A 12052-nucleotide genomic window follows, 5' to 3' on the forward strand; every position below is an offset into this window, starting at 1 on the left:
GGCTGCGAGCTTGCCATCGCGCACCGTCACGCGAGGTCGGAAACCACCTCCACGACGCGATGCAACTGGTCGAGATCCGTACTGGTCGGGATGAGGTGGACCTCGTCGGTGCCGATGGCGGCGAACGCGTCCAGGACTGCGCGCAGTTGCTCCGGGGTGCCGGCCCAGCCGGTGGTCGGCGCCATCGCGTCGACGATCTCGGCGGGGATCCAGTTCATGTAGCGCAACAGGTGGCGGTGCACCTGCTCGCGCGGCGCATCGCCGTCACCGATGGCGAACCAGAACGACGTCGCCAGATGCGGTCGGTCCCTGCCTTGGCCCTGCCAGGCGTCGCGTGCTACGTCGAACAGCTCGTTCTGCTTCGTCACGTCCAGATCGAGGGTGGTGCCGGCCAACCCGTCGGCCCAAACGGCCGCACTCCGCAGGGTTTTCGGTCCCATCGTGCCGACCAGTAGTGGCGGGCCGCCGGGCTGCACGGGTGGCGGGCCAACCGGCAGCGTGGAATCGGTGACCTTCTCCCCCGCCCAGACGCGTTTCATCACCGCGACACGATCGGCCATCTGGCGCATGGTCTGGGTGGCCGGGTCCGCGCCCGCGGCGCGGTAGTCCTCGTGGCGGCCGCCGACGCCCAGGCCCACGGTCAGGCGCCCGCCGCTGAGAACGTCGCCGGTGGCCAGCGCCTTGGCCAGCATCACCGGGTCGTGCAGTTGCGGGATCACCACGGTGGTCACCAACCGCACCCGGTCGGTCCAGGCCGCCAACGCGCCGAGCAGTGTCAGGCTCTCGGGATTGTCGAACGCCATGCGCTCACCCCAACACAGCGACGAGAACGGACCGTCGTCGACAACGCGCGCCCACCGTCTGAGCGTCGCGCGGTCCAGGTCGGGCTCCATCACCGGCATCGTCATCCCGATACGCACGTCGGCGATTCTGACACGCGCCGCAAACGGTCAGGTTTGGCGCGGTGGGTCCTTGCGCGCGCGGATGGGTTCGGCGGCGGGCGGCGCGAACAGTGCCCCGCGCAGTCCGCCGCCAAATGTGCGCACCGCCACCAGCAACCAGGTGGCCAGGAGCCCGACGTAGGCGGCTGCGGCCGCCACCCGGAACGCCGGCAGCCCGGTGTGCAACGCCAGCTGCGTCGTGCCGGTCACGAAGGTGCCGACCGGGAACGTCAGACTCCACCACGTCAACGCGAACGGCATGCCGCGTCGCAGCGTCCGCACCGTCAGCGACGTCGCCAGGCTGATCCACAGCACCGCGAAACCCCACACCGGAACTCCGTAGAGCACCGCGAAGACCCGCAGACCGTCGGCGATGTCCGGTTCGACCGCCAAGGGCGCGTCGACAGCGAGAAGTCCTGCCACGGTGATGGATTGGCCGAGAGGCCCCAGCACGATCCACAACGTCGGCACCCGTGCGGTACCCGAGGTTCCGTAGTGCGCCAGCCGGCTCCACACCATCGTGATGATGATCAACGACGCGATCAGCGACAACCCGAACATCGCCAGGCAGCCGTAGAGCATCGTGGCCCGCCCCGGTCCTTCGTCCATGTGCGGGATGAGCATGGCGCCCGTGGCGGCCGACACCATGGGCGGAACGACGGGCATCAGCCAGCCGCCGAATGCGGCGTCCGGTTCGACCCGGTACTGGGTGAACATCAGGTGCGGGATGCTCATCGCGGTGAACAGGCCGCCCGCAGTGCCGGCGCCCCACAACCACCAGGCCATGGTCACCGCCACGTCGGAGCCGACCAGATCAGGCCCGAGCAGCAGCGCTCCCGCGGCCACCGTCAACAGCGCCATCGGGGCCGCGCCGTAGAAATGTGCCATCTGGGGATTCCGGACGTGGCTGCGTGCCACCGTCGGGTTGCGCACCCAGTGCGCGATCATCGCGACGACGAGGACCACCAGCCACAGCGCCGACACGGCCCACACGACCGACGCGAACCCGTGAAGTCCCGGCACCTGCACCGGCAATGACGCTCCTGCGGTCGCCACGATTCCGGTGCCCATCACCGAGGCGAACCAATTTGGCCCGAGGTAGCCGAGGATCGCAGGCCGGTCGCTGGTCATCCGGACAGTATGTCGACTGCGTAATCGACGAACCTCGCGGACCCATTGGGGGTTAACCCCCGCAATGATGTCCGGAAAACGTTGTTTCGGTGAAGCCGCCGCATCCATAGGTTGGGGACATGGCCGCAGTATCCGACATGCACGCCGACACCTTCGAGTTCGCTCCGCCCCCGCCTGCTGCGACGCCGCCGCCGCGCGTCCGCCGTATCGGGGTGGTGCCCACCGCCTCGCTGCTGGTGGGCGGCGCGCTGGGCACCGTGTGGTTCTGGATTCCGCTGGCGATACTGGTGATCGGTTTGTCGTCGATTCCCAGTGTGGTCGGATTCATTCTGGCTGCAGTGGTTTTCGTGTACCTGATCCGAGGCATCGACCGTTTCGAGCGGATCCGCAGCGAAGCGGTGTTCGGCATGGGTCTGGGCGTCCCGGTACACCGGGCATCGCCGCACTCCGGGTTCCAGGGCTGGGCGCACCAATTGTGGATCGACGTCAGCAGCGCATGGTTCTGGAAGGCCGCCGCACACCACTATCTGCGGATGCTCTACGACATCGCGGTCACCGCGCTGGCCGTGGGTCTGCTGGTGTTCGCGTTCGTCGCGCCGGCGGCGGCCATCGCGATCGGCAACAGCGACGCCGAGGCCGGCCTGTCCTTCGTGCCGACGCCGGTGGCCGTGCTGCTGGCTGTGGTGGCGTTTGCCGCTGCCGCGGCACTGCTGGTGTTCGCCCCCGAACTCGACGCGCGCATCGACCGCTGGCTGCTGACGCCCTCACCCACGGCCGTGCTGCGACACCAGGTCACTGCCCTGGCCGATGCGCGCGCCGGTGCGGTGACCTCCGCGCAGACCGAACGGCACCGCATCGAACGCGACCTGCACGACGAAGTCCAGCCGCGCCTGGTGTCGTTGGCGATGACCATCGGCCTGGCCCGCACCAAGCTCGACACCGACCTGCCCAAAGCCAAGGAGCTGATCGCCGAAGCCCACGAGGACGCCAAGAGTGCACTCGTGGAGCTGCGCAACGTCGTGCGCGGCATCGCGCCCACCATCCTGTCCGACCGCGGCCTGGACGCCGCACTGTCGGCCGTCGCCCAGCGTTCCACAAACGCCGGGGTCCCGACGACGTTGAGCGTGCACCTGCCTCGCCGTCTGCCCGAGGAGGTGGAGGCCTGCGCATACTTCGTTGTCGCCGAGGCGCTTACGAACATCACCCGGCATTCGGGAGCGACGCAGGCGACGGTCACGGTGCGCCTGGACGAAACCGCCGAGGAACTGCACGTCACCGTGTTCGACGACGGGTGCGGCGGTGCCCAGATCAGTGACCTCGACTCCGATGCGACCGGCCTGCGCGGGCTCGACGAACGGGTCCGCGCCGCCCGCGGCACATTCTCGGTGTCCAGCCCCGCCACCGGGCCCACGATCATCACGGCGGTGCTGCCATGCGCATCGTGATCGCCGAAGACTCCGCGCTGCTGCGGGCGGGAATCGTGCGCATCCTGTCCGACTCCGGTCACGACGTCGTCGCCGAAGTCTCCGACGCGACCGACCTGCTGCGACTGGTCAACGACGAGCGACCGGATCTGGTCATCGTCGACGTCCGGATGCCGCCGACGTTCACCGACGAAGGGATTCGCGCCGCGGCGTTGTTGCGCACCCAGAATCCGGAGTCGCCGGTGCTGGTGCTGTCGCATTACGTCGAAGAGCGTTACGCCGCCGAGCTGATCGCCTCGGACACCAAGGGTTTCGGTTACCTGTTGAAGGACCGGGTGGCCGACGTGCCGGCGTTCCTCGACGCGGTGCGCACCGTCGGCTCGGGAGGCACCGTGCTCGATCCCGAGGTCGTGTCCCAGATTCTGGTGCGCTCGCGTAGCCGCGCCACTCTGGACGTGCTGACGCCACGTGAACGCGAGGTCTTGCAGCTGATGGCCGAGGGCAGGACCAACTCCGCCATCGCCGCAGAACTGCACATGTCGGTCGGGTCAGCCGAAAAGCACATCGCCTCGATCTTCGCCAAGTTCGACCTCGCACCCGACGACAGCGAGAACCGCCGCGTGTTGGCGGTGCTGCGCTACCTCGAATCGTGATGTGCTGAAAGGAAAATCCCGTGACGAACACCCTCACACCGGCCTCTCCCCCTCCCCCGCTGTCGTCCGGTACGCGCACCACCGTGCGCGCCGGGCTGGTCGTGATGGCCGCGCTCCTGCTGACCGGTGTGCTGGTTGCGCTGGCCGGTGTGTCGTTCGGAATCAGCAGGTTTCGCGTCATCGCCGAATCCTCGGCACTGCCGGCGTCGTTGCGCACGCTGGAGATCGACATCGATACCGCGCCGGCGGCCGTCCGCATCACCTCGGACCGGTCGGCCGGCGAGCCCCGGGTCGACATGCGCATGGTCAACTCCGCCCGCTCGGACGCCGAACCGCTGAGTGTCAGCGCCGACGGCACCTCCGCGCGGGTCAGCATCAACCCCGAGTCATCGAACTGGTTGCGGCAGGCCCGCGCCGGTGAGATCACGGTCGTGGTGCCCGACGAACTCGCGCGCCGGCTGAGCGTCACCGTCCGCCAGGACATCGGGGTGATCTTGGCTGACGCCGACCTCGACCAATTCACCGCGCACACCCGCGAGGGCGCTGTCGTGCTCAGCGGGTCGGCCCGACGGATCGACATCGACAACGAGGACGGTGAGATCGTCAGCCGCCGCCCCATTTCGGTGTCGGAGTCGTTCCGAGCGGCCACCGCCACCGGCGAGATGAGCGTCGAGTTCGGTGAGGTCCCCGAGACCATCGACGCCGAAACCGGGCACGGCAGCGTCGTCCTGACCTTGCCCGCACCGGGCCCCTATCTGGTCAACGCGACCACCGGCCACGACCGCGGTCACACCGTCGTCAAGGTGCCGCAGACCCGGGACGCCGCGGAGGCGGCAGCTGTGGTGACCGCTCGATCGGACACCGGCAATGTGGTCGTCGACGAAGTCGACTAGAACGGCTCGTCGACGAAGTCGACTAGGACGGCTCGGCGTCACCGGTCAACTGCCTCAGCAGCGTCGCGAAGTCGGCGACTTCCCAGTGCTCGGCCAATCGGCCGTCCTCGATCCGGTACAGCTGGAATGCCGACGCGTCGACTCGGCGGCCGGTGGGGGCGATGCCGAGGAACTCGCCTCGATGGGTGCCCTGGACGGCGTTGAGCACCGCGACGCGGTCGTCCTCGGCGATCATCTGTGAAATCGGGAGCCGAAGGTCGGGGAACGCTGTCCGCAACCCGTGGAAGTAGTCTTTGAGGGTGTCCCGGCCGGCCGACTGGCCGGGCAGGTGGTCGTCGTAGGTGTCCGCGACGATCTCGTCGAAGACGTCGAAGTCCCCGTCCTCGATCGCGGTGAAGAACCTGCGCACCAGCCGCTTGTTGTGCGACCCGCTGGACTCCTCAGCCATGCGCATACTGTATGCGCTCCCGTGAGACAGTGCGCAACTGTCTCGCCGACTAGTAGAGGGCTCCCATGATGGCGCGCAACGGACCGGACTGAATCTGCCGAAAGCCCGTGCCGGCCCAGATGTTGAGTGCCTGAGGGTCGTTCGCCCGCGCCGCGGCCGCCCGCAGCGGGCTGGTCAGATAGTGCACCTCGGGATAGGCCAGTGGGGCACGGTGGTCGTACTCGTCGATGAAGCGGTTACGAAGCCCGCGGGCATAGCGGCCGGAAAACGCTTTGGTGACCGCGGTTTCGGTGAAGGCGCCGTCGCGCAGCGCGGCGCGATGCACCGGGGTGCTGCCGGCCTCGTCGCTGCACAGAAACGCCGTACCCAGTTGCGCGGCGACCGCGCCGGTCTGCCGGACCCGGTCGATATCGGCGGCGGTCATCAAACCGCCGGCGGCCACGACCGGCTGATCGAACTGTGCGACCAGCTCTGCCACCAACGCCTCGAGGGGCTGCTCCGACGGCTGGGCGGTGGCATCGAATGTGCCCCGGTGGCCGCCGGCCGACGGCCCTTGTGCGGTAAGGACATCCACTCCGCAGTCCACGGCCCGACGGGCCTCGGCCGCGGTGGTGACTGTCGCCACGGTCGTGATTCCGGCGTCGGCCAGTCGGCGTCGCTCCGCGATGTCGGGCAATCCGAACGTGAAAGACACCACGGCGGGCCGGAGGTCGAGCAGCACCTCGATCTTGGCGTCCCAGTCTTCGTCGAAGTAGCGGGGTCCGCCGAGATCGGTGCCGTAGCGCCGGGCTTCGTCGGCCAGTGCGGCGGCGTAGGCCTCGACGTCGGCGGCGGCACCGGAACTGGGTTGCGGCACGAACAGATTCGCACCGACCGGACCTGAGGCGAGCCGCATCGTCGCCTCGAGCCGCTGCGCGAACACCGGCGCGGTCAGGTACCCGGCCGGAACGAAGCCGAGGCCGCCGGCCTCGGTGCCGGCCGCGGCGAGTTCGGGCGTCGACGGTCCGCCGGCCATCGGGGCGACGGCGATCGGCGCGCTCAGGTCACGGAAGTCGAACGCCACCTGCTCTTGCTACCACGAACAGTTCGGCGGTCCTAGTGGCCGCGCGCCTGCTGTTGCCGTCGGTAATCGTCGGCGAGGGCGCCGACGTGTTCAGGCAGCACCCCGGCGGCGACGTCGGCGAGGCTGGTCTGCTCCAGCACCGAACGCATGCTGGCGCGCAGCGCCCGCCACACGTCGGTCAGGGCCGCGGTGGGTCCCGAGTAGGGCAGATCGCCGAGGCCGATGTCGCGCACACTGGCCAGTGGACCGTCGATGCAGCGCAGGACGTCGGCGAGGCTGATGTCGGTGGCCGGGCGCGCCAGCTCGTAGCCGCCGTCGCGGCCACGGTGACTGCGCACCAATCGGTCGGTGCGCAGATCCGACAGGATGTCGACGAGAAACTGCGGCGGGATCCCCTGGGCCTTGGCCAGGTCGTCGGTTTTCACCAGAGCGCCGTCCCGCACTGTCGCCAATTGGACCATCGCCCGAACGGCGTACTCCGCCTTGGCCGACATCCGCATGGCCCCAGGCTAGACAATGCGGCTACGGCGAGGAACGCGGTGTCAGGACTCGCCGGTGCTCCCCGTGCAATCCAGCCACCGGCCGTCCTCGCGGGCGAAGGGCATGGTGTCGGTTCGCGTCTGGGGTGGCTTACCGCCCATCGTGCGGGTGCTGGTCACCTCGGCGGTCGCGGTGTCACCGGTGACCACGATGTTCTCCACCTTGTCGATTTTCAACGTGGCCGACTCTTTGAGCAGGTCCAACATGCCGGCCTTGTATGCCGGTTCGTCGTAGGCCACCAGCGCCTGGGCCACCCGGTCCACCAGCTCTGGTGGTGCGTCGGCGCCGAACTGCTGGGTCAAGCCCTGAGACACCTGCGGCACCGTCATCGCGGTCATCTGCTCCCGCGATCCGAACGCCTCCATCGGCGGCACCAGGTATTCACCCGCGTCGCTGGCCTTCTCGCGCTGCGACGCGCAGGTCAGGCCGGGCAGCTGGTCCCAGGCACCCGCCTCGAAGACCCGCGCCTGCTCGTAGACGACCTCGCGGATCTGGTCTTCATCGCTGCGCGCGTCCGCGGTCTCTTCGACCGATTCTTCGGCCGTCCCCTCGGCCGACGTGGCCTGCGTCGGCTGCGGCGAACTCTCCTGCGCACCACAGCCTGCCAGCGTCAACGCCGTTACGGCTGCAGCAACCACCGTGCGGATCATCGGACCCCTTTCCTGTTTGATTCGCCCGAGGTTTTCCCCCGACCGCAGCGGACGAACCGGATCTAGTCCGGTACGGCCGCACCGTTGGGCACGACCACCGCGAACAGATCTGCCACCGCCGCGAGACCCGCGGCGTGCACCGCTGCGGCGGGCACGTCGCCGTCGACACCGGGAAGCGCGCGTGTCGCGGTCGCCGCCGCGACCACTGTCGGTGCGTAGCCCAAGTTGAACGCGCCGCGCGCCGTGGAGTTCACACACATGTGCGTCATGAAGCCGGCCAGCACCAGGTTCGACGCGCCGACCGCTTTGAGGCGTTCGTCGAGGTCGGTCTGCACGAACGAATTCGGATAGTTCTTCACCACGACGGGCTCGCCCTCGCGCGGGGCGACGGAGGTGTGAATCGCGCCGATCTCGGCGGTGACGTCGTACGGCGAACCCGGTCCGGCGTCGTGCTGGATGTGAATGACTGGAATACCCGCGCTGCGGGCCCGATCCAGCAACGCGGCGGCCTCCTCCAGCGCAGGCTGGACACCCTCGAGTTCGAGCGTCCCGTAGGTGTAGGTGTTCTGGCAGTCGATGAGCACCAGCGCCGAATCGGCGAGGCTGACCGGCTCCAGCGGCAGCCCCGTCAGTGAGCGCAGGGTGGGAAGGTCAGACATGCCCGGAGCCTACCGCGCGCGCCGTTTCGGCCGGTCAGGCAGCGGTGACGGCCAGCACCGCGTCGGCGAACTCGGGCCGGCACACCACCAGATCTGGCAACTTGGAGTCACGCTGGTTGTACACCAGCTCCGAGCCGTCGATGCGTGACGTGTGCAGACCGGCCGCGCGTGCGACCGCCACCGGCGCCGCGGAATCCCATTCGTACTGGCCGCCGGCGTGGACATACACATCCGACAGACCCTGCACCACCGATGCGACTTTCGCACCGGCCGAACCCATTTCGACCAGAACACCACCGAGCGCGTCGCGCACCTGCAGCGCCACCGCAGGCGGGCGGGTCCGCGACACGACGACGCGCGGCGCCTCGGGCGCCGCCGGGGGCGTCGGCACGGTCGGGGTCGCCAGAGTGACGCCTTGCGCGGGCAGCGCCACGGCACCGGCGACAAGTGCCCCGGCCTCCCACAACGCCACGTGCACCGCCCAGTCAATGCGGCCGAGTTCGGAGAACTCCCGGGTGCCGTCGAGCGGGTCGACGATCCACACCCGCTCGGCGGCCAGGCGCACCGGATCGTCGACGCCCTCTTCGGACAACACGGCATCGCCTGGACGTTCCGCTGCCAGAGCCGCCATCAGGAAGTTGTGAGAACGCTTGTCGCCCTCGTCTTTCCGCTCCTGCGCGCTGGCCTGGCCGAGCTCGCCGCGCACCGCGAGCAGGAGTTGACCTGCCTCGGTGGCCAGCCGTCCGGCCAGTTCGTGGTCGTTCACTCGCCGCCGGCTCCGCGCTCGAGCAGTTCGATGACCGCCTCGGCATGGGCGTCCGGCGTCTGCTCGGGGGTCAGCCGCAGGTCGGGGTTCTTGGGCCGCTGATACGGACTGTCGATGCCGGTGAAGTGGGTGATCTCGCCGGCGCGCGCCTTGGCGTACAGGCCCTTGGGGTCCCGGCGTTCACAGTCCTCGAGCGGCGTGTCGCAGAACACCTCGTAGAACTCCAGCCCCGCATCGAGGGTCACCTTGCGGGCGAGTTCCCGGTGCTCGGCCAGGGGGCTGATCGCCGGTACCAGCACCACCTGCCCCGCATCGGCCAGGATCGCTGCGACATGGGCCAGCCGGCGCAGGTTCTCCGAGCGGTCGGCCATCGAGAACCCGAGGTCGGAGTTCAGGCCGTGGCGCAGATTGTCACCGTCGAGAACGTAGGCGGGAATGCCCTTTTCGAGGAGCTTCTGTTCGACCAGCATGGCCACCGACGACTTGCCCGAGCCGGACAATCCGGTGAACCAGACGGTGCGGCCCGTGGTCAGCCGGTCATCCTGCGAGCACAGCGACTGGTGGCGCACCGTGTTCGGGCTGGCGGTCCCGGCCGAGCTGTCACGCAGCACCATGCCGGCGGCCACCGTGCCGTTGGTGTTCGGATCGATCAGGATGAACGAGCCGGTCGCGGGATTGCGACTGTATTCGTCGAGCAGCAGGGGCGCCTGCGACCGCAGCGAAACCCGGCCCAGCTCATTGAGTTTCAGTGCCGTGGCCGACTTGTCGCGGTGCAACGTGTTGACGTCGAGTCGGTAGTCCAGGTCGGTCACCCGTACCCGCGTCGTCCGCGAGGTGTGCTTGATCAGGTAATCGCGGCCCGGTTCCAGTGCGTTGTCGTCAGCCATCCAACAGACCGTGGCATCGAAATCCTGCACCACGCGCGGCCGGTTGTTGGGCCGGGCGATCATGTCACCACGGCTGATGTCGATGTCGTCGGCGAGGCTGACCGAGACCGCCATCGGTGGGAAGGCCTCGTCGACCGGGCCACTGGGATCTTCGATCGCGGTGATGCGTGAGGACTTCCCGCTGGGCAGCACGACGATCTCGTCGCCGGGACGCATCACGCCGCTGGCCACGGTGCCGGCGTAGCTGCGGTGGTCCTGGTGCTCGCGGGTGTGCGGCCGGATCACGTACTGCACCGGGAAGCGGACGTCGACGAGGTTGCGGTCGCCGGCGACGTACACGTCCTCGAGGTAGCTCAATAGCGAGGGTCCCTCGTACCAGGGGGCGCGGTCGGATTTGGTGACGACGTTGTCGCCGTGCAGTGCCGACAGCGGGATGGTCGTGACGTCGTGCACGTCCAGCCGGGTGGCGAACGCGTGGAACTCGTCGCGGATGGCCTCGAATCGTTCACGGTCCCAGTCGATCAGGTCCATCTTGTTGACGGCCAGCACCACGTGCTGCACGCCCAGCAGTGAGGACAGGAACGCGTGCCGGCGTGATTGTTCGAGCAGCCCGTTGCGCGCGTCGACGAGCACGATCACCAGATGCGCGGTCGAGGCGCCGGTCACCATGTTGCGGGTGTACTGGATGTGGCCCGGGGTGTCGGCGATGATGAATTTCCGCTTGGCCGTGGCGAAGTAGCGGTAGGCGACATCGATGGTGATGCCCTGCTCACGCTCGGCGCGCAGGCCGTCGGTCACCAGCGCCAGGTCGGTGTAGTCGTGGCCGCGTTCCTTGGAGGTCCGCTCGACGGCGGCCAACTGGTCCTCCATGACAGCCTTCGAGTCGTACAGCAGCCGCCCGATCAGGGTGGATTTGCCGTCGTCGACCGATCCGGCCGTGGCCAGGCGCAGCAGCGTCGCATCGGGGCGCGCAACGTCATTCGTCACCGTCGTCGTCATCATCAGAAGTAGCCCTCACGCTTGCGGTCTTCCATCCCCGCCTCGGAGATCCGGTCGTCGGCGCGGGTCGCGCCGCGCTCGGTCAGCCGCGACACGGCGGTCTCGGCGATCACCTGTTCGACGGTGGCGGCGGTGGACTCGACGCAGCCGGTGCAGGTGACGTCGCCGACGGTGCGGAACCGCACGCTGGTCTCGAACACCTCTTCGTCGTCCCGGGGCTGCAGGAACGGGTGCACGGCCAGCAGCATGCCGTCGCGCCGGAACACCTTGCGCTGGTGGGCGTAGTAGATCGACGGCAGTGTGATGTTCTCTTCGCCGATGTAGGACCAGATGTCGAACTCGGTCCAGTTCGACAACGGGAACGCGCGGATGTGCTCGCCCTTGCGGTGGCGGCCGTTGTACAGGTTCCACAGCTCCGGACGCTGAGCCTTCGGATCCCACTGACCGAACTCGTCGCGGAAGCTGAACACCCGCTCCTTGGCGCGGGCCTTCTCCTCGTCGCGGCGGGCCCCGCCGAACGCGGCGTCGAACTTGTTCTCCCGGATCGCGCGCAGCAGCGTCACCGTCTGCAGCGGATTGCGCGAGGGACCGTTGTCGACGACGCGGCCGGCGTCGATGTCGTCCTGCACTTTGGCGACGACCAGGCGTACCCCGGTGCTGTCGACGAGGTCGTCGCGGGCGGCCAGCACCTCGTCGAAGTTGTGTCCGGTGTCGACGTGCATGACGGGAAACGGCGGGCGGCCGGGCCGGAAGGCCTTCACCGCCAGGTGCAGCATCACGATCGAGTCCTTGCCGCCGGAGAACAGCAGCACGGGCCGTTCGAATTCGGCCGCGACCTCGCGGATGATGTGAATGGCCTCGGCTTCGAGCGCGCGCAGGTGGCTGAGTTCGTAGCGCCCGGCGGTCGGGGCGAGTTCCTCGGTCGCGGTCATCGCATCCTCGTAAAGTTGGTAGAACTGACCATATTTACGGCCATAATCGGCGAATGTAACCGCTGC

General features: G+C 68.4%; 13 protein-coding genes. 3 read left to right on the forward strand and 10 right to left on the reverse strand.

Going from position 1 to position 12052, the window contains the following annotated elements; genetic code table 11:
- Positions 1–26 precede the first annotated feature (26 nt).
- Both ACQI46_RS20270 and ACQI46_RS20275 read right to left on the reverse strand, forming a co-directional pair.
- Positions 27–908: an LLM class flavin-dependent oxidoreductase gene (locus ACQI46_RS20270; protein WP_427095986.1), complete on the reverse strand. Its 882-nt coding sequence runs from the start codon at positions 906–908 to the stop codon at positions 27–29.
- Positions 909–950: 42 nt separating this feature from the next.
- Positions 951–2072, reverse strand: coding sequence for a TDT family transporter (locus ACQI46_RS20275; protein WP_427095836.1), 1122 nt, complete (start codon positions 2070–2072; stop codon positions 951–953).
- A gap of 119 nt (positions 2073–2191) precedes the next feature.
- Here ACQI46_RS20275 and ACQI46_RS20280 point away from each other — a divergent pair, with 119 nt between their 5' ends.
- The 3 genes from ACQI46_RS20280 to ACQI46_RS20290 are packed head-to-tail and all read left to right on the forward strand — an operon-like array spanning position 2192 to position 5042.
- Complete coding sequence (locus tag ACQI46_RS20280; RefSeq protein ID WP_427095837.1) at positions 2192–3517, forward strand: histidine kinase; 1326 nt, start codon at positions 2192–2194, stop codon at positions 3515–3517.
- On the forward strand, positions 3505–4149 hold the full coding sequence (locus ACQI46_RS20285) for a response regulator transcription factor (protein WP_427095838.1): 645 nt from the start codon (positions 3505–3507) through the stop codon (positions 4147–4149). Before ACQI46_RS20280 ends, ACQI46_RS20285 begins: the two co-directional genes overlap by 13 nt.
- A gap of 20 nt (positions 4150–4169) precedes the next feature.
- A complete protein-coding gene (locus ACQI46_RS20290; RefSeq protein ID WP_427095839.1) occupies positions 4170–5042 on the forward strand; it encodes a hypothetical protein in 873 nt (290 codons plus the stop codon).
- A 22-nt stretch (positions 5043–5064) separates the two neighbouring features.
- Here the strand turns inward: ACQI46_RS20290 and ACQI46_RS20295 are convergent, their stop codons facing one another.
- The 8 genes from ACQI46_RS20295 to cysD all read right to left on the reverse strand — a co-directional run bounded on the left by ACQI46_RS20295 (position 5065) and on the right by cysD (position 11986).
- Positions 5065–5490, reverse strand: a complete 426-nt coding sequence (locus ACQI46_RS20295) for an ester cyclase (RefSeq protein ID WP_427095840.1) — start codon at positions 5488–5490, stop codon at positions 5065–5067.
- Positions 5491–5539: 49 nt separating this feature from the next.
- A complete protein-coding gene (locus ACQI46_RS20300) occupies positions 5540–6553 on the reverse strand; it encodes a nitronate monooxygenase (protein WP_427095841.1) in 1014 nt (337 codons plus the stop codon).
- Positions 6554–6585: 32 nt separating this feature from the next.
- Entirely contained in the window at positions 6586–7053 is a 468-nt protein-coding gene (locus tag ACQI46_RS20305) for an Rrf2 family transcriptional regulator (RefSeq protein ID WP_427095842.1), read from the reverse strand.
- Positions 7054–7095: 42 nt separating this feature from the next.
- The gene (locus ACQI46_RS20310) at positions 7096–7731 is read right to left on the reverse strand and encodes a hypothetical protein (RefSeq protein ID WP_427095843.1); all 636 of its coding nucleotides are present in this window, start codon (positions 7729–7731) and stop codon (positions 7096–7098) included.
- 74 nt (positions 7732–7805) lie between these two features.
- A complete protein-coding gene (locus tag ACQI46_RS20315; RefSeq protein WP_427095844.1) occupies positions 7806–8402 on the reverse strand; it encodes a cysteine hydrolase family protein in 597 nt (198 codons plus the stop codon).
- A 34-nt stretch (positions 8403–8436) separates the two neighbouring features.
- A complete protein-coding gene (locus ACQI46_RS20320) occupies positions 8437–9168 on the reverse strand; it encodes a 3'(2'),5'-bisphosphate nucleotidase CysQ (protein WP_427095845.1) in 732 nt (243 codons plus the stop codon).
- Entirely contained in the window at positions 9165–11042 is a 1878-nt protein-coding gene (cysN, locus tag ACQI46_RS20325; protein ID WP_427095846.1) for a sulfate adenylyltransferase subunit CysN, read from the reverse strand. Before cysN ends, ACQI46_RS20320 begins: the two co-directional genes overlap by 4 nt.
- A 14-nt stretch (positions 11043–11056) precedes the next feature.
- Positions 11057–11986, reverse strand: a complete 930-nt coding sequence (gene cysD, locus ACQI46_RS20330; protein ID WP_427095847.1) for a sulfate adenylyltransferase subunit CysD — start codon at positions 11984–11986, stop codon at positions 11057–11059.
- Positions 11987–12052: the final 66 nt, after the last annotated feature.

The organism is Mycobacterium sp. SMC-4 (assembly GCF_050205565.1).
Taxonomy (GTDB): domain Bacteria; phylum Actinomycetota; class Actinomycetes; order Mycobacteriales; family Mycobacteriaceae; genus Mycobacterium.

What these genes read in the sequence shown, in the direction of transcription:
- ACQI46_RS20270 (WP_427095986.1), bottom strand. Translation starts at nt 908, where the DNA reads ATGACGATGCCGGTGATGGAGCCCGACCTGGACCGCGCGACGCTCAGA.
- ACQI46_RS20285 (WP_427095838.1), top strand. Translation starts at nt 3,505, where the DNA reads ATGCGCATCGTGATCGCCGAAGACTCCGCGCTGCTGCGGGCGGGAATC.
- ACQI46_RS20315 (WP_427095844.1), bottom strand. Translation starts at nt 8,402, where the DNA reads ATGTCTGACCTTCCCACCCTGCGCTCACTGACGGGGCTGCCGCTGGAG.
- ACQI46_RS20280 (WP_427095837.1), top strand. Translation starts at nt 2,192, where the DNA reads ATGGCCGCAGTATCCGACATGCACGCCGACACCTTCGAGTTCGCTCCG.
- cysD (WP_427095847.1), bottom strand. Translation starts at nt 11,986, where the DNA reads ATGACCGCGACCGAGGAACTCGCCCCGACCGCCGGGCGCTACGAACTC.
- ACQI46_RS20295 (WP_427095840.1), bottom strand. Translation starts at nt 5,490, where the DNA reads ATGGCTGAGGAGTCCAGCGGGTCGCACAACAAGCGGCTGGTGCGCAGG.
- ACQI46_RS20275 (WP_427095836.1), bottom strand. Translation starts at nt 2,072, where the DNA reads ATGACCAGCGACCGGCCTGCGATCCTCGGCTACCTCGGGCCAAATTGG.
- ACQI46_RS20305 (WP_427095842.1), bottom strand. Translation starts at nt 7,053, where the DNA reads ATGCGGATGTCGGCCAAGGCGGAGTACGCCGTTCGGGCGATGGTCCAA.